At 48.3% G+C, this 18,313-nt stretch carries 15 protein-coding genes and 1 other annotated feature; of the genes, 14 read left to right on the top strand and 1 reads right to left on the bottom strand.

What is annotated here, in order from left to right; all coding sequences use genetic code 11:
* Window positions 1-163 precede the first annotated feature (163 nt).
* Together RJD28_16425 and RJD28_16420 are read left to right on the top strand one after the other, a co-directional pair.
* Window positions 164-1,297, top strand: a complete 1,134-nt coding sequence (locus RJD28_16425) for a hypothetical protein (protein WNV57752.1) — start codon at window positions 164-166, stop codon at window positions 1,295-1,297.
* Window positions 1,290-1,658: a hypothetical protein gene (locus RJD28_16420; protein ID WNV57751.1), complete on the top strand. Its 369-nt coding sequence runs from the start codon at window positions 1,290-1,292 to the stop codon at window positions 1,656-1,658. Before RJD28_16425 ends, RJD28_16420 begins: the two co-directional genes overlap by 8 nt.
* Before the next feature lie 170 nt (window positions 1,659-1,828).
* Here the strand turns inward: RJD28_16420 and RJD28_16415 are convergent, their stop codons facing one another.
* Window positions 1,829-2,668 carry a helix-turn-helix transcriptional regulator gene (locus RJD28_16415; protein ID WNV57750.1) on the bottom strand — a complete coding sequence of 280 codons (840 nt, stop codon included), beginning with the start codon at window positions 2,666-2,668 and terminating at the stop codon, window positions 1,829-1,831.
* A 283-nt stretch (window positions 2,669-2,951) separates the two neighbouring features.
* Between RJD28_16415 and RJD28_16410 the strand changes: the two genes are divergently transcribed.
* From RJD28_16410 to RJD28_16355, 12 genes are all read left to right on the top strand, one after another.
* On the top strand, window positions 2,952-3,284 hold the full coding sequence (locus RJD28_16410; GenBank protein WNV57749.1) for a hypothetical protein: 333 nt from the start codon (window positions 2,952-2,954) through the stop codon (window positions 3,282-3,284).
* A 189-nt stretch (window positions 3,285-3,473) separates the two neighbouring features.
* Window positions 3,474-4,535, top strand: coding sequence for a replication initiation factor domain-containing protein (locus tag RJD28_16405; protein ID WNV57748.1), 1,062 nt, complete (start codon window positions 3,474-3,476; stop codon window positions 4,533-4,535).
* Window positions 4,504-4,713: a helix-turn-helix domain-containing protein gene (locus tag RJD28_16400; protein ID WNV59660.1), complete on the top strand. Its 210-nt coding sequence runs from the start codon at window positions 4,504-4,506 to the stop codon at window positions 4,711-4,713. Before RJD28_16405 ends, RJD28_16400 begins: the two co-directional genes overlap by 32 nt.
* Before the next feature lie 67 nt (window positions 4,714-4,780).
* Window positions 4,781-5,986, top strand: coding sequence for a tyrosine-type recombinase/integrase (locus RJD28_16395; GenBank protein ID WNV57747.1), 1,206 nt, complete (start codon window positions 4,781-4,783; stop codon window positions 5,984-5,986).
* A 192-nt stretch (window positions 5,987-6,178) separates the two neighbouring features.
* Window positions 6,179-7,603 carry an amino acid permease gene (locus RJD28_16390; protein WNV57746.1) on the top strand — a complete coding sequence of 475 codons (1,425 nt, stop codon included), beginning with the start codon at window positions 6,179-6,181 and terminating at the stop codon, window positions 7,601-7,603.
* Complete coding sequence (locus tag RJD28_16385) at window positions 7,603-8,913, top strand: M18 family aminopeptidase (protein WNV57745.1); 1,311 nt, start codon at window positions 7,603-7,605, stop codon at window positions 8,911-8,913. Before RJD28_16390 ends, RJD28_16385 begins: the two co-directional genes overlap by 1 nt.
* Before the next feature lie 183 nt (window positions 8,914-9,096).
* A complete protein-coding gene (locus RJD28_16380; protein ID WNV57744.1) occupies window positions 9,097-9,861 on the top strand; it encodes a tRNA threonylcarbamoyladenosine dehydratase in 765 nt (254 codons plus the stop codon).
* Between the two features lie 56 nt (window positions 9,862-9,917).
* Window positions 9,918-11,804: an excinuclease ABC subunit UvrC gene (gene uvrC / locus RJD28_16375; protein WNV57743.1), complete on the top strand. Its 1,887-nt coding sequence runs from the start codon at window positions 9,918-9,920 to the stop codon at window positions 11,802-11,804.
* Between the two features lie 37 nt (window positions 11,805-11,841).
* Window positions 11,842-12,074, top strand: a binding site (T-box leader).
* 52 nt (window positions 12,075-12,126) lie between these two features.
* Window positions 12,127-14,775 carry a valine--tRNA ligase gene (locus RJD28_16370; protein ID WNV57742.1) on the top strand — a complete coding sequence of 883 codons (2,649 nt, stop codon included), beginning with the start codon at window positions 12,127-12,129 and terminating at the stop codon, window positions 14,773-14,775.
* Between the two features lie 53 nt (window positions 14,776-14,828).
* Window positions 14,829-16,817 (top strand): LTA synthase family protein, encoded by a 1,989-nt coding sequence (locus RJD28_16365; protein WNV57741.1) that lies wholly within the window; start codon window positions 14,829-14,831, stop codon window positions 16,815-16,817.
* Window positions 16,818-16,834: 17 nt separating this feature from the next.
* Entirely contained in the window at window positions 16,835-18,160 is a 1,326-nt protein-coding gene (locus RJD28_16360; protein ID WNV57740.1) for a folylpolyglutamate synthase/dihydrofolate synthase family protein, read from the top strand.
* Window positions 18,157-18,303, top strand: coding sequence for a hypothetical protein (locus RJD28_16355; GenBank protein ID WNV57739.1), 147 nt, complete (start codon window positions 18,157-18,159; stop codon window positions 18,301-18,303). Before RJD28_16360 ends, RJD28_16355 begins: the two co-directional genes overlap by 4 nt.
* The last annotated feature ends 10 nt before the right edge of the window (window positions 18,304-18,313 follow it).

Here is an 18,313-nt window from a genome sequence, read left to right as displayed (position 1 = left end):
ACCGAAATTTGCCCCGAGATTCTTTGTTTGGATTTGTTTGAAAATAGTTTGATAAAAATAAAATAGAATGAAATATTTGAAATAAACATAAAAAAATATAGACAAAATAGGGAATAAGATATAATATTAAAGTAAATATATAATCTAAGGAGGAAGGATATTTATGAGAAAAATTTTTAAACGATTTGCTTCACTTTTGACAATCTTTATATTGACTATTATGTCAATAGTTCCTGTCCATGCATCGGAGAATACTTCTGTTGTAAATGTTACGGATGATTTGGCGATACAGATGGCAGAACGTTTTGCAAAGGGAATAGGAGAAAATAGCAATATTGTTGCTAATAATCCGAGAAAATTTTATGATACAACAGGTCAAGCTATTGGATATATTGTAAATTACAATTTAGAAAACAAACCATATGGATATGTAGTTTTTGATACTACGTGTGAATCTTTGATATCAGAATACTCATTTGGTAATAATTCAGCAAATCCATATGAGGTGATTTATCAAAGTGAAGCAAATGTATTTAGTGAAAAAGCAAATACCTCTGAAATATATAAAATAGCTCCGTTTGAATATGGTATTGTTGATAATTTGGGAAAGATTAGAACGAATTATGGTGAAACATTAGAAAAAACAGTACTGTCCTTGAATGAGAGTAGGGGAAAAGACCCAGCTACTTGGGATGAGGTTTTGCTAGATATTGATGAAGTTTATGAAAACTACACGCTTGTTTCAACAAATCATCTTCAAGAATTTATTTCCTTTAATGAGCCGTATATAGAAAGTGTAACAGGACATTATGCATGTGCAGTTAGTGCATTATTAGCATGTGGTGCATATTATAATGCTGTTGATTATACAGATATTGCAGGTGATTATATGGATATTTGGGATTCAACAGGAACGACAGTTTCATCGGAGAGTGGAGGAATAACATATGGTTCAACAACTATTGGCAATATTGGACCTGGATTTGTGGACTTTTGTGCTGGAAAGAATGTTTCTGTAACACAAAATACTGACTATAGTCCCAATTATAATTTTTTCACTAATTGCATTGATAGAGGAGATATAGCAGTTGTCCATTGTGGTATAATTAGCAGTGATACTGGAGAACGTGCGGGGCATTCAATGGCAGCAGAGGGATATGCAACTTTGCGAGCATATAATTCTGGAAATACAGTACATACATTGATGGTATTTGATGGATGGGGGGATACAGTACGTTATTTGAATTTTGATTTTGATAGTTGGACAGACATATCGGGGACTACATTTAATGGATAAGAAACGATTGATTTTGTTAATCATACTTTTGCTTGCAATAGTATTAATTGTGCTTGGCGTAAAAGGAAATGTTTTTAAGGAGAATCGTCAAAATATGGAGTTGCGTTCTAGTGGAGATGATAATTCTCATTGGTTTCATTTGAGTGGGGTTGTTGTAGAGAAAACTTTTGATACACTTTTAATAGAACTAAATGAGAAGGAAGAAAGTAGTCTATTTTTTGATACGACAAAAGTTAGTTTAGATTGTACTAAGTGTAAAGGTGATCTAGAACAAGTATCAGAAGGAAATGTTATTAAATTTTATTTTTTTAAGTATAATATTGATGGTGAAACGGTAAAAATTGAAAGAATAGTAAGATAAAAGTATAAGTAAGAGTTCTGCTATCAGAACATTATTATTAGTGAGGTAAAGGAACAAGGCGAAGCCGAGACGCCGTAGGGCAGTCCTTTACGGAACGGACACAGCCAATACCATCATGATACATAAGAGGACTTGAAAGGTCACAAACCTTGCAAGTCCTCTTGTTTATCTTATGGGTTACTTCTGTCGGATTGCATTTTCCAATAGACCGCTTCTTTCGTGGCTTCTCGGAAAAAGCTATCCTGTCTGGTATATGACAGATGTTCATTCTGGATATAAGCGTCTGATTCGCAATCATATTCGTAAGGGATTACCTGTGCTGTTCCCTGTTTTTCATCAATTCCATAGATAATTACTTTGGAATCTCTCAATGCCAGTCCGAGTGTCAGAAAGCCGGAAGTGAAATAATTGTTGTTGTGTGGAGCGGTTATGCTTTTCAGTGCATGAAAGAAGTCTGCTACTTCCTCAGTCTGTCCATTCTCAAAAGCCGGAATGATATGTAAGGTGTTGTTTGCCTTATCTGCATATGCCCGGCAGACCAGAACGGAAGAATCCGCTTTTTGTATGATACCGTCAAAATAATCGCCGGAGTATGCAGTTGGCTGATAGAAAATGGCGGTTTCTTTTGTTGTAAGGTTATGATAAGTCAGAAAGCCGTTTACAAGCCGGACAATCTCGATATCATCCCCGTAGGTAAATCCGTTCTGCTCTAAAAGAGAATAGAAAGTTCTGGTAAATTCTTCCGGCAGTTCAATCCCCAGTTTTTCTGTGATAAGCATATCTACATATTCTTTAAATGAACCATACAGAAGTTCATTCAGCGTCATATTGCCCAACGTGGCAATCTGCTTCAAGCGTTTCTCATTGGGAAGATTCACACCCTTTTCCCAACTGTTTACAGAGCCTTTCGGGGCATTATCTATGATTTCCCCAAACTTCTGCATACTGTAACCGTATTTCTTGCGTATCTGTAAAATTCGTTTTCCTACTGCTTCTTTATTCACAAACATATGCACACCTCGTTTCTGTTTTCATCATAACACAAGATAAGGATAAATGTAAGGGTAAAATTATAATAAGTTATAAAAAGATATAGTTAAGCGTTTGAAATACAAAAATAAAAAGTAAGGGAAAAAGTAAAATAATTGTTGACAAGAAGAAAAAACAGGTCTATGATGAGGTTAAGAGGTAAGGAGAAAAGTAATGAAATAAATATAGACGTGGATATGAAAAGGACTTGTCACACTTACCAGACACTCATTCACCATGATTTCAAAAAAGGAGAAATGTAGCATGCAGATTACATTGACAAAAGAACAGGTCAGAGAAGCGTTCGGGGAACTCCGTTACATGGGAGCAGACTACTGCTACAAGTATGATAAGGAAACCCGGAAGAAAACCGAGGAAGTGGAAGCATTGAAACTTCACCTCGGAAGCATGAAACTTGGAAACAGCGTAGATATCCGTCTGGAAGCAACAGAACTTCCAAAGGTAGAGCCTTACACAGTGGTAGAACTAGAAGAAGCGGTATATGCCCCTTATGTGCAGAGAGGAAACTTCCCGGTATTGGTGGACAGAATCTCCTGCAAGGGTATCCGTGTTGTTACCGGAAAAGGAAACGTGTAGAGACTGTTCCCGGAAATTCTCTGCGGACTGCTCCGTACAGCGTGAAAGGAGCAAAGGGAGTAGAGAAGTTCCGGGAACGTGGCGAAAGCCACGGCATACTACGAAAGGCAGGGATGATGATAACAGAGGTAATGAAAATTTCAGAACCCCCTATACTAACAGGGGGGGGTAACTCGTCAGAAAGAAGATTTGACAGCACTGATTGACTGGTGTCAGATTACTGTCAAAGGTGTAGACGTGTTCATAATCATAGAAGATATCTTGCGGATTCCACTGAGTTTTATGGAACTGCATGGTAAGGAAAAAGGAATTGCTGGACACGAACTGATAGCAAGATTTGACAATATCAAGATTCTGAAACCGACAGGAAATGCACAGTATGAGGGATTTCAGATTCTTATGAGTGGTTCGGGGTGCAGGAATTATGAAAATTTCCTTATGATGAATAAGGAAACATGGTTTGATTTTCTGGAAAGAGTTTGCAGATACCCGGTGAATTTTCCGAGGATAGACTTGGCAATCGACGATACAAAGCCTTATCTGTCTATCCCGGAATTGATTCGTCTGAAAAACGAGGGGCTGATATCTAGTCAGTTGCGTGATACAGCAGAGAATCGTTCTGATAGACTGAAAGAGGATGAAATAGAAGCGCAGGGAAAAACACTATATCTCGGCAGTAAACACAGTGATTTTCGGATTACATTCTATGAAAAGGGATATGAACAGGCAGAAAAGTTCGGAAAAGAACTCAACCCGGACTGGAACAGATATGAACTTCGATTCCGGCACAAAAAAGCGGTCAGATTAGTAGAAGAACTTCTGAAAGACAGGGATGTGGCACGGATTGCGTTGTCTGTATTAAACGAGAAAGTGCGGTTTTTACAGAAGCCGGAAAACAGCACGGTTACAAGAAAACGGCTTTATCCTACTTATCCCCCGTGGGAAGAACTCATGCAGGATGTAGGGAAGATAAAGTTGACCATGAATCCAGAGAAAAAGACACTGGAACGAACATGGCAGTGGCTGAACGTAGCAGTTTCGCCCTCTTTAAAGCTAATGGATAAAATCGGAAAACTGGATAACAGAGATTATATCCGCCAGCTAATAGAACGGGGGCAGATGAACGAAGAACAACAACGCATATATGAGGACTATAAAAAATCTTTCCTTTTGAGGGAAGAAGAAAGGAGAATCTTTGACAGAACATACACAGAAAACGATACAGACAAAGAAAGCCCTTACAGTGAATGAAGCGTCAGAGTATACGGGAATTGGAAGAAATAATCTGCGAAAGCTGATTACATGGCAGAAGATTCCGGTCATAAGGATTGGAAATAAGATTCTTATACGCTCTGAGGTTTTAGACCAGTTTTTGAAGAAAAACGAAGGGCATAATCTGAAAAATAAATATGAAGTAATTGCAGTATAAACACAAATAAGCATATAATACTGTCAGACCAGTTCTGATAGTCCTTGCACGGAAAGGAGCGTGCAGATTGGGCAAGGACTTAAAAGGAAATCCATTACCGCCGGGAATTATGCAGAGAAAAAGCGGAATTTACAGAGGGCGGTTTTATTACAAAGGAGAAACGTATACAAAAGATAATGCGGACTTAAAAAAGTTAGTTCAAGAAATGGAAGATTTACGCTATGAAGTCAAGCATGGGTTGAAAGGAAAGGGCGATAATATCACTCTGGATACATGGTTTGATATCTGGCTGAATACCCATAAGAAGCGGACTATCAAGGAGAGTACACAAGTACGTTATGATGATTTTTACAGACGTTACATAAAGAAGCAGATAGGAAAACAACGTGTGGCAGATTTTAATCCGATTATTTTGGAACGTCTGCTTCAGAATATGGCAGATGATGATTACAGCACAAAGACTATACGGGATGTGTATAATATTCTCAATGCTATGTTCAAATATGCAGTGCATAACAGGATTCTTACATTCAACCCATGTGCAGGAGTGGAAGTTCCCAAAACAAAGACAAAACAGATACGGGTACTGACTGTGAAAGAACAACGGGAAGTATTGGAACACGCAAAGGAGAGAATACACGAGAATCTCATACAGGTAGCACTCGGAACGGGAATGCGTGGCGGAGAACTGCTTGGGCTTACATGGGATGATGTAGATTTTCGGAAACGGGAAATTTCTGTAAATAAAACGTTGGTGTATATCAAAGATAAGGAAACAAAGAAGTATGTATTCAAGTACCAGACACCAAAGACAAAGAACAGTATACGGACGATTCCCATGCAGGACAGTGTGTATAAGGCTTTAAAACGTCAGTGGATTCAGTTGAAAGAAATGCAGTTGTCAGCTAGTGAATGGCAACCATTAGAGGGATTTGAAAATCTTGTGTTTGTTGGAAAGAACGGAAAACCGATTACAGAACACACCTTTCAAGTGACGTTAGACTGGATAGAAAAATCTATCAATAAGGAACGAAAAAAGCAGGCAGAGAAAAACAAGACAGTGTTTATACCGATTCCGCATTTTTATCCACATGCACTTCGTCATACTTTTGCAACGCGTTGTTTTGAAGCCGGGATTGACGCAAAGGTAGTACAAGGATTCCTCGGACATTATTCCATAGCAATCACACTGGATTTGTATACGCACGTCACAGATGATAAAGCAAAATCGGAAATGGATAAATTACAGAATTTGTATAAGGAAATCATATAATCAGAACAAGAATAAGAAAGAGAATAGAAAAGGTGCAACATTTCTTTAGAAAATTATTTGACCGAGATTTGACCGAAGCGGATTTTGCAACAAGTACAGAACAGCGAAAACCCGCTAACCACAAGGGCTAACGGGCTTCGTTGTTTTATAGTTATCTAAAGGAATGAGATTTTGATAAGGAGAGAATTTTCAATGGGTAATTCAAACAATCAGATCAAGTGGTACATGCTTGCGTTTATGTGCTTTTCCACATTATGGAGCTTTGGAAATGTGCTGAACGGCTTTATGTACTTCAACGGAACACAGGTGATTTTTTCCTGGATCCTCATGTTTGCGCTGTACTTTGTGCCGTATGCGCTGATGGTAGGTGAACTGGGATCCGCGTTCAAAAATTCAGGCGGCGGTGTGAGCTCCTGGATCCATGAAACAACTGGGGCGAAGGCGGCCTATTATGCGGGCTGGACGTACTGGGCCTGCCATGTGACGTATATTGCAGCCAAGGGCTCCGGCGGCTTAAAGGCGCTGAGCTGGATGATTTTTCAGAATGCGGAGAAGTATGCATCCTTTCACACCCGGGCGGTACAGCTGGCGACGTTCGGCGTACTGCTGTTTTTCTGCTGGGTGGCAAGCAGGGGATTAAATCCGCTGAAAAAGTTTGCGACCATTGCGGGCACGAGTATGTTTGTCATGAGTATCCTGTACATCCTGCTCATGTTTGCTGCGCCGGTGATCAATCCCGGAGGCGGTTTTCTGTCAGTGGATTTCAGCCTGAAGAACCTGATCCCCGTCTTTGACTGGAAATATTTCGGCAGTCTGTCCATTCTCGTATTTGCAGTGGGCGGCTGTGAGAAGATTTCTCCGTATGTCAATCAGGTGGAGGATCCGGCCAAAGGCTTCCCAAGAAGTATGATTTTTGCGGCAGGGATGGTGATCGTATGTGCGGTCTTCGGTACCATTGCCATGGGGATGATGTTTGATCCGGCGGTGATCGCAGACAACTTTGACTCTTACAATGCCAACGGCGCCTACTGGGCATTTGAGCGGCTGGGTGAATACTATGGCGTGGGCAATCTGCTCATGATCATTTATGCGGCCTGCAATGCCATCGGCCAGTTTTCCACGCTGGTGGTCAGCATCGACGCACCGCTTAGGATGCTGCTGGACAATGAGGACGCCCGTCAGTTTATTCCGACGAAGCTGCTGAAAAAGAACAAATACGGCGCGTATGTGAACGGCATCTGGATGGTGGTCATCCTGTCCGGCTCCATCATTCTGGCGCAGGTGCTGGTACCCAATGCGGATACGGTGCTGCGGCAGCTGACCCAGCTGAACTCCGTCACCATGCCCATGCGTTATCTGTGGGTGTTTTTTGCCTATATCATGCTGCGAAAACACAACGAGAAGTTTTCACGGGAGTACAAGTTTGTGAAAAACAACGGCGTGGCGCTGGGCTTTGGCATCTGGTGCTTTTTCCTGACGGCGGCCTGCTGTCTGCTGGGCATGTACAAGCAGGGCGACCTGTATACCACGCTGCTCAATGTCATCACACCGGTGGTGCTGGTAGCGCTGGGCCTGATTTTACCGGCAATTAAAAAGAGAGAAGGGAAGGCTTCCTGATGAAGACAGCAAGAGAATTACTGACATTTATAGAAAAGAGCCCGAGTATGTTTCACTCGGTGAAAACCATCAAAGAAAAGCTGGATGCGGCAGGGTTTGTATACCTGCCGGAGGCGTCCGGCTGGGAGCTTGCAAAGGGCGGATGCTATTATACGATCCGCAACCATTCCAGTATCATCGCGTTTCGCGTTGGCCGGGAGCTGTCTAACTACCATTTCCAGATGTGCGCGTCTCACAGTGATTCCCCTACGTATAAGGTGAAAAGCGTACCGGAGCTGAACGGGCCGGGCGAGTACCTGCGGCTGGATGTGGAGGCCTATGGCGGCATGATTGACAACACCTGGTTTGACCGGCCTTTGAGCGTGGCGGGCCGGGTGCTGGTGAGAGACGGCAGCCGGGTGGTGTCCCGTCTGCTCTATATCGACCGGGATCTTCTGCTCATTCCCAACGTGGCCATCCATTTTAACCGGGAGGTCAACAACGGATACAAGTACAACCGGCAGGTGGATCTGTGTCCGCTGTTTTCTGCGGGCGCACTGGAAAAAGGTGCGTTTGACGAGATGATCGCGTCTGAGCTGGGCGTGGCGAAGGAGGACATTCTGGGCAAAGACCTGTTCCTGGTGAACCGGCAGCCCGGCACCATCTGGGGCTACGGGGACGAGTTTATTTCAAGCCCCAAGCTGGATGACCTGCAGTGTGCTTTCGTGTCCCTGGAGGCATTTTTACAGGCAGAAAACGAGAAAACTGTGAATGTGTACTGCTGCTTCGACAATGAGGAAGTGGGATCCAACACGAAACAGGGCGCCATGTCCACGTTTTTACAGGATGTGCTGCACCGGATACATGCGGGCCTGGGGAAATCTCTGGAGGATTATTATCGGGCCGTGGCGGCTTCCTTCCTGGTGAGCTGTGACAATGCTCATGCGGTGCACCCGAACCATCCGGAGAAAACCGATGCGGTGAACTGCGCGTGGATGAACAAGGGCATCGTCATCAAGGAGAGCGCCAACCAGAAATACACGACGGATGCGTTCAGCCGGGCCGTGTTCACGGCGCTCTGCCAGCAGGCGGACGTGCCAGTGCAGAACTTTGCCAACCGCAGTGACAGCGCAGGCGGTTCCACCCTGGGCAATCTTTCCAACACCCAGGTGAGCGTCCACGCCGTGGATATCGGCCTGCCCCAGCTGGCCATGCACTCCTGCTATGAGACTGCCGGGGTGAAAGATATTGACTATGCCATCCGTGGGCTGAAAAAGTTCTACGAGACGAATATTCAGATCGAAGAGGCGGAGGCTGTAAGCTTCCTGTAATTCTGTCATTTGATTTTAAATCTATCGAATTTGATAAAACGGGGCACCGCAGGATTTTCTTGAAAGAGAGATTTTGCGGTGCTCTTTGTCGTATCGGTTGACAGAACACCTGTTTCTTCCTATAATAAAACCTATCGAATAAGCAGGAAAATCCATGATTGACACATAGAAGGAGCAGAAAAAATGTTGACGCAGTTTTCGAGAACGGAATTATTATTTGGAAAAGAGGCCATGGAGAAGCTGGCCCATTCCCGGGTGGCCGTGTTTGGCATCGGCGGTGTGGGCGGTTATGTGTGCGAGGCGCTGGTGCGCAGCGGCGTGGGGGCTTTTGATCTCATTGACGACGACAAAGTGTGCCTGACAAATCTGAACCGGCAGATTATTGCCACTCGCAGCACCGTTGGAAAATATAAGACAGATGTGATGATGGAGCGGATGAAGGACATCAACCCGGACGTGGAGGTACAGGTGCACAAGTGCTTTTTCCTGCCGGAAAATGCGGATTCCTTTCCGTTTGCGGACTATGACTATGTGGTGGACGCGGTGGATACCGTGACAGCCAAGATTTCCCTTGTGATGAAAGCCCAGGAGGCAGGCGTGCCCATCATCAGCAGCATGGGAGCCGGCAATAAGCTGGATGCCAGCGCTTTCCGGGTGGCGGATATTTACAAGACGAAGGTGTGTCCGCTGGCCAAGGTCATGCGCCGGGAGCTGAAAAAACGGGGCGTGAAGAAATTAAAGGTGGTATATTCCGAAGAACAGCCCACCCGGCCGCTGGAGGACATGGGGATCAGCTGCAGAACGAACTGTATCTGCCCGCCAGGCGCAAAACACAAATGCACCGAGCGGCGTGACATTCCGGGAAGCACCGCTTTCGTGCCGTCGGTGGCAGGGCTGATCATTGCGGGCGAGGTTGTTAAAGATCTGACTGGAAAAAATACCAAATAAAGGAATGAATGCGTAAGAACAGACAATGGCGCGGAATGCAGGAAGGATAAAAAATAATGTTCAATATAGAAGAGGAATTAAAAAAACTGCCCGGGAAACCGGGCGTCTATATTATGCACGATGCATCGGATGCCATCATTTACGTGGGCAAGGCCATCAGCCTGAAAAACCGGGTGCGGCAGTATTTTCAGTCCAGCCGGAACAAGGGCGCCAAGATTGAGCGGATGGTGACCCAGATTGCCCGGTTTGAGTATATCATCACGGATTCCGAGCTGGAGGCGCTGGTGCTGGAGTGCAACCTGATCAAAGAGCACCGTCCCAAATACAATACCATGCTCAAGGACGACAAGAGTTATCCGTTTATTAAAGTGACGGTGGAGGAAGCCTATCCCCGGGTGCTGTTTGCCCGGCGGATGAAGAAGGACAAATCCCGGTATTACGGGCCGTATACGAGTGCAGGGGCGGTGAAGGAGACGATAGAGCTGCTGCACAAGCTGTACCAGATCCGGACGTGTAACCGGAATCTGCCCCGGGATATCGGCCTGGACCGGCCCTGTCTCAATTACCATATTCACCAGTGCCAGGCCCCCTGTCAGGGCTATGTGAGCAAGGAGGAATACCGGGAGTCGGTGAACCAGGTGGTCAGCTTCTTAAGCGGCAACTATGAGCCGGTGCTGCAAATGCTGGAGAAGAAAATGCAGGATGCGTCGGATGCGCTGGAATTTGAGAAGGCCATCGAATACCGGGAACTGCTTTCCAGCGTCCGGGCAGTGGCCCAGAAGCAGAAGATCACCAACAGCGACGGTGAGGACAAGGACGTGCTGGCGCTGGCCAAGGACGAGCATGATGCCGTGGTGCAGGTGTTCTTTGTCAGGGACGGACGGCTCATCGGCCGGGATCATTTCTATCTGAACCATGTGGAGGGTGAGAGCAGGAGCGCCATCCTGGGCAGCTTTATCAAGCAGTTTTATGCCGGAACGCCGTTTATCCCCAGGGAACTCATGCTGCAGTGCGAAGTGGAGGATGCGGAGGTCATGGAAGAGTGGCTGTCCGGACGCCGGGGGCAGAAGGTACATCTGCGGGTGCCCAAAAAGGGAACCAAGGAAAAACTGGTGGAACTGGCTGCCAAGAATGCGGAAATGGTACTCAGCCAGGACAGGGAACGGATCCGCCGGGAGGAGGGCCGTACCATTGGAGCCATGAAGGAGATCGCAGGATGGCTGGGATTGCAGAACGCCACCCGGATGGAGGCTTTCGATATTTCCAACACCAACGGCTTCGAGTCCGTGGGCTCCATGGTCGTTTTCGAGAAGGGCAGACCTAAGCGCAGCGATTACCGGAAATTTAAGATCCGCACCGTGCAGGGGCCGGACGATTATGCCAGCATGCGGGAAGTGCTGATGCGTCGGTTTACGCATGGCATGGAAGAAGAAAAAGAACTGGAAAAGAAAAACATATCCGCAGAGTTCGGCAGCTTCACCCGTTTCCCTGATCTGCTCATGATGGACGGCGGACGGGGCCAGGTGAATATCGCGCTGTCGGTGCTGCGGGAACTGAATCTTGCTATCCCTGTGTGCGGTATGGTAAAGGACGACAACCACCGTACCCGCGGCCTGTATTATAATAATGTGGAGATTCCCATCGACCGGAATTCCGAGGGCTTCCGCCTGATCACCCGGATCCAGGACGAGGCCCACCGGTTTGCCATCGAGTACCATCGATCCCTGCGCAGCAAGGAGCAGGTACATTCCGTGCTGGACGACATCCCCGGCATCGGACCTGCCAGACGGCGGGCGCTGATGAAGCATTTTCAGTCGCTGGAGGCCATCCGGGATGCGGATATGGACGCTTTGCAGGAGGTAGATTCCATGAACGAGGCTGCCGCCCGCAGCGTTTACCAGTTTTTTCACGGGAACGGGAAAAAACAGCAGGATCCCTCTTGACAAAAAAATATCCGGCAGATAAGATGGTACTGATATGAAAAAAACATGGAAGAAGAGGAGTATTTCCGTCGATGCTTGCCAGAGAGAGAAGTCCGTGGCTGTGAGGCTTCTTGAAGAAATGCGGAAAGAAGGTAGCTTCGGAGTTGGATTGCTGAATGTAGCAGTAGGCAGTCCCGCCTGATCCCCGTTACCGGATCGTGAGAGCATATGCGGCAGTTTTGACAGCCGGATATGGAAAAAAGGTGGTACCGCGTTTCATTCGCCCTTTACAGATGCATGTCTGTAAGGGGCTCTTTTATTTATTAAAAAAAGGAGAACGATCATGGAGAAGAATCTGGAAAAAACCTATGACCCCAACGGGATTGAAGGCCGTCTGTATCAGAAATGGCTGGATAAGAAGTATTTTCACGCGGAGGTAGACCGCAGCAAGAAGCCGTTTACCATCGTGATGCCGCCGCCGAACATCACCGGCCAGCTGCACATGGGACATGCCCTGGACAATACCATGCAGGACATCCTCATCCGTTACAAGAGAATGCAGGGCTTCAATGCACTCTGGCAGCCGGGCACAGACCACGCCAGCATCGCCACAGAGGTGAAGATCATCGAGGCACTGAAAAAGGAAGGCATCGAGAAGGAAGATCTGGGCCGGGAGAAGTTCCTGGAGCGTGCCTGGGACTGGAAGAAAGAGTACGGCGGACGGATCGTCAGCCAGTTAAAGAAGATGGGTTCCTCCGCAGACTGGGACAGAGAGCGGTTTACCATGGATGAGGGCTGCTCAAAGGCTGTAGAGGAAGTGTTTGTGAATCTGTACAACAAGGGTTACATTTATAAAGGAAACCGGATCATCAACTGGTGCCCGGTGTGCCATACATCCATTTCCGATGCCGAGGTGGAGCATGTGGAGCAGGCCGGCCATTTCTGGCACATCAAGTATCCGCTGGTGGGCGGAGCTGAGGGCGAGGGGGTTGTTGTGGCAACGACCCGTCCGGAGACCCTGCTGGGTGATACGGCGCTGGCTGTCAACCCGGAGGACGAGCGGTATCAGCATCTCATCGGCAAGAAGGTGATCCTGCCGCTGGTGAACCGGGAGATTCCGATCATCGCCGATTCTTATGTAGACAAAGAGTTCGGTACCGGCGTGGTAAAGATCACCCCGGCCCATGACCCCAACGACTTTGAGGTGGGCAAGCGCCACAATCTGGAGCTGATCAACGTGCTGAACGACGATGCCACCATCAACGAAAAGGGCGGCAAGTACGCAGGCATGGATCGTTACGAGGCGAGAAAAGCCATGGTGGCTGACCTGGATGCCCAGGGCCTTCTGGTAAAGGTAGAGGATCACAGCCACAACGTAGGTACCCATGACCGCTGCAAGACAACGGTAGAGCCCATGGCAAAACAGCAGTGGTTCGTTGCCATGGAGGAGCTGGCAAAACCGGCCATCAATGCGCTGAAAACCGGCGAGCTGAAATTTGTTCCCGAGCGTTTTGACAAAATTTATCTGCACTGGCTGGAAAATATCCGCGACTGGTGTATTTCCAGACAGCTCTGGTGGGGCCACCGGATCCCGGCATACTACTGCGACCAGTGCGGCGAGACCGTGGTGGCAAAAGAAATGCCCAAGGTTTGCCCCAAGTGCGGTTGCACTCATTTTACCCAGGATCCCGACACGCTGGACACCTGGTTCAGCTCCGCGCTGTGGCCTTTCTCCACGCTGGGATGGCCGGAAAAGACAGAGGATCTGGACTACTTCTATCCCACAGATGTGCTGGTAACCGGCTATGACATCATTTTCTTCTGGGTCATCCGTATGGTATTCTCCGGCTACGCACACACCGGAAAAGCACCGTTCCACACCGTTCTGATCCATGGCCTGGTGCGTGACTCCCAGGGACGGAAGATGAGCAAATCTCTGGGCAACGGTATTGACCCGCTGGAGGTTATTGACAAATACGGCGCAGATGCCCTGCGTCTGACGCTGATCACCGGCAATGCACCGGGCAACGACATGCGTTTCTACTGGGAGCGTGTGGAGGCAAGCCGGAATTTTGCCAACAAGGTATGGAATGCGTCCCGGTTTATTATGATGAACATGAAGGATACCCACATGGCGCCGGTGGATCTGGCAACTCTCACCGATGCGGACAAGTGGATCCTGTCCAAGGGCAACCGCCTGGCAGAGGAAGTTACCTCCAACATGGACAAGTATGAGCTGGGCATCGCCGTACAGAAGATTTATGATTTCATCTGGGAGGAGTTCTGCGACTGGTACATCGAGATGGTGAAACCCCGTCTGTACAACCAGGAGGATACCTCGAGAGATGCGGCTCTGTGGACGCTGCGCACCGTGCTCATTCAGGCATTGAAGCTGCTGCACCCGTACATGCCGTTTATCACAGAGGAAATCTTCTGCACCATCCAGGAGGACGAGGAGTCCATCATGATCTCCGACTGGCCGAAATTTACGCCGGACTGGGATTTCCCGGAGGAGGAAAATGCCATCGAGACCATCAAGGAGGCCGTTCGTGCCATCCGTAACGTGCGCACACAGATGAACGTGCCGCCCAGCAGAAAGGCTGCCGTATATGTGGTTTCCGACTCTGAAAAAATAAGAAAAATTTTCGAAAATGGTAAGACTTTCTTCGCAGCTCTGGGCTATGCAAGTGCTATCATGATACAGGAAGACAAGACCGGTATCGCAGACGATGCGGTTTCCGCTGTGATCCACAATGCAGTCGTATACATTCCGTTTGCAGATCTGGTGGACATCGACAAGGAGCTGGAGCGCCTGCAGAAGGAGAAGGAACGTCTGGAAAAAGAGCTTGCCCGTGTCAACGGCATGCTGAACAATGAGAAGTTTATGAGCAAGGCACCGGAGAAGAAGGTGGCTGAGGAGCGCGAGAAGCTTGCGAAATACACACAGATGATGGAGCAGGTGAACGAGCGTCTGCAGCAGCTTCATAAATAGGAGGACATAAGACAACCAAAATGGTGAAAATGAACTGGAAGCCGGATTGGAACATGGAAAAATGGAATCCGAAGACATGGACAAAGCAGGATGTGCGGGAGCATACGAAGTGGATCAGGTATTTTTGCCTGGCAGCGGTCATCAATTTTATCATTGAGACGGCTTCCCGGCATTCTACAGTGGAAGCATGGACGTATCTGACAGGAAGGCCGCTGGTCTTCCTGTACAATACGCTGCTCATCAGTATTTGTTATCTGCTCGTCTATCTGGTAAAGCGAAAGGCCTTTGCGGCCATCCTGGTTTCTTTTGTCTGGCTGGCAGGCGGCATTGCCAATGGGGTGATCCTGGCCAACCGGGTGACACCGCTGACGGGGCCGGATCTGAAGCTTTTTAAGGATGCACTGGAGGTGGCCAGCCACTATCTGACGGGATTTCAGATGGTGCTGATGATCCTGGTACTGGTACTGGCAGTGGCTGCGCTTGTTGTGCTGTTCCGGCGGATGCCCCGGCTGGATGAGAAGCAGCGGTTTGGCCGGAAGCTGGTGGTGACGGCACTGGTGATATGGGGATTTTCCATCGTGACGCATGCTGCCATTGAAAAACGGGTGGTGACGACATTTTTCAGCAATGTGGCGTATGCCTATCAGGATTACGGATTTCCGTACTGTTTTACTACCAGCTTGTTTGATACCGGGATGAGCCAGCCCCACGATTATTCGGAGAAAACCATCCGGAAGATCGTGAAGCGGGATGCACAGGAGACGCTGACGGAGGAAGAGGGCGGCAAACGGCCCAACATCATCTTTGTACAGCTGGAGACGTTTTTTGATCCGACGCTTCTGAACTGTATCCGGCTGTCTCAGGATCCGATCCCAAATTTTCACCGGTATATGGAGGAGTATTCCTCCGGTTACTTTGAGGTGCCCGTGGTGGGCGCCGGGACGGCCAACACCGAGTTCGAGACCATTGTGGGCATGAACCTCCACTATTTTGGGCCTGGGGAATACCCGTATAAAACGGTACTGAAGAAGACAACCTGTGAGAGTATGGCTTATGCGCTGAAGAAGATCGGCTACCGGGCCCATGCCGTCCATGATAACACGGCGGAATTTTACGGCCGCAACGAAGTGTTTGCCAATCTGGGCTTTGATACGTTTACGCCCATCGAATCTATGTACTGCACCCAGCGGACGGAGACGGGCTGGGCGGATGACAGCATTCTCACAAGGTATATTCTGGAGTGTCTGGATTCCGGTGAGGAGCCGGATTATATTTACACCATTTCCGTCCAGGGCCACGGCGCTTATCCGGAGGAGCAGGTGCTGACCGATCCGGTGATCAAAGTCACCGGTGCCGAATCCGAGGAAAAACGGAACCAGTGGGAATATTATGTGAACCAGTTGTATGAGATGGATCAGTTTGTGGAAGAGCTGATCACTGCCCTGTCCCACCGGGACGAGGAGACCGTGCTTGTCATGTACGGCGATCATCTGCCCACCATGGGACTGGAGGCCCGGGACATGAAGAATGGGCATCTGTACAGCACAGAGTATTTTATCTGGGACAATATGGGGCTGGAGAAGACGGACAAAAATCTGGCCACCTACCAGATGGGGGCAGCGGTGACGAACCGTCTGGGCATCCACGAGGGCACCATGATGACGTATCATCAGAAGCGCCAGGGCACAAAATACTACATGCAGGACATGGAAATGCTCCAGTATGATATGCTTTATGGCAAGCAGTATGCTTTCGGCGGGGAGAATCCCTATGTGCCTACGGATCTGAAGATCGGCGTGGAGGATGTGCGGATCACCAGTGTGCAGAGCACTTCCAGAAATTATACGTACATTTTTGGAAGGAACTTTACCCAATACAGCAAGCTGTATGTGAACGACAAGGAACAGGAAACGCAGCTTTATAATGAAAATGCGCTGATCCTGCGGGACATGAAACTGAAAAAAGGAGACGTCCTGGTGGTGAAGCAGGTGGACAAGAACGGTCTGGTGCTGGCGCAGTCCAAAGCCTGGGAAATGCAGTAACAGAAAGAAAGAGTTGTATGGAATATACAGAGGCGGCAGCGTATCTGCTGCAGGTACCAAAATTTACAAGCAAGAACCGGCCGGAGAATCTCCGGCTGCTTCTTGCCCATCTGGGCAATCCCCAGGAGCAGTTTGCGGTGATCCATGTGGCGGGCACCAACGGCAAAGGTTCCGTTTGCGCTTTTCTGGACGGCATCCTGCGGGCCCAGGGGAAGCGCACCGGCCTTTTTACGTCGCCGCATCTCATAGAAATGACGGAGCGGTTCCGCATCCAGGGACAGGATGTGAGACGGGAACGGTTTGCCAGCTGTTTTGTGAAAGTAAAGGAAGCTGTGGAAGAGCTGCTGCGGGCGGAACCGGACTTTTGTCATCCCACCTTTTTTGAATGGCTGTTTGCCATGGCGGCAGTGCTTTTTGCAGAAGAAAAGGTGGATTACGGCATTCTGGAGACAGGCCTTGGCGGGCGGCTGGATGCCACCAATGTGGTGGAGCATCCGCATCTGACGGTCATTACCTCCATCAGCCTGGATCACACGGAGATCCTGGGGGACACCATTGGAAAGATCGCCCGGGAGAAGGCGGGGATCATCAAGGAGGGCGTGCCGGTGATCTGTGACGGGCAGTGTGAAGAGGCGCTGCAGGTCATAAAAGAAGTGGCCCGGGAGCATCACGCGCCGGTATTTCCATTGATGGCCGGCATGTATGAAATTTTTATGAATAGCGATAAAGTCATTGATTTTTCGCTGGATACTGGTTATTATTTATACAATGATATCACGGTGAGCAGTCTGGCCGGATATCAGGCGTTCAATGCTTCGCTGGCTGTGATGGCGGCAGAAGTGCTGTACCGGACAGAGAACATGGAGATGGACAGACAGGCCATGCTGGAAGGCATCCGTAAGACACGGTGGCCGGGACGGATGGAAGAGATTCTTCCTGATGTGTTCATCGACGGCGGACACAATGAGGCAGGCATTGCCGCATTTACGAATACAGCAGAGAAATTTCAGAAAGACAGGGCCATCACCCTGTTATTTTCCGCTGTAAAAGAGAAGAATTATACACATATGATTCAGACCATATGTGAGAGAATACAATTTCGTACAGCGATTGTGACGCGTGTGGGCGGGGCCCGCGCCGTGGCAGCGAAGGATCTGGCGTCCGTGTTTGGGTGGTATACAGACCGGGAAGTGCTGTACTGTGAAGATGTGGAGGAAGCATTTCGGCTTGCCCGGGCAAAACAGGGCGACGGAATGCTGTTCTGTGCCGGATCGCTGTATCTGGCAGGCGAGATCAGACGCCTGGCATTGCAGGACGGCAGGCAGAAGGAGGAAGGGCTATGATTAATTACGAAGAAGAACTGAAGAAGTTTCAGCCGAGCCTCGAGGTCGAGGATATGGCAGATGCCATCGCACAGGAGGATCTGACAGATCTGACTGATGTGCTCAGAGACATTTTGTCACAGATGGGCATTCGCAGCAGATAGGATAAGGGGA

The sequence above is a fragment of the Oscillospiraceae bacterium NTUH-002-81 genome, from assembly GCA_032620915.1.
In the GTDB taxonomy this organism is placed as follows: domain Bacteria; phylum Bacillota; class Clostridia; order Lachnospirales; family Lachnospiraceae; genus JAGTTR01.
This window is presented reverse-complemented; position numbering and strand designations above follow the sequence as displayed.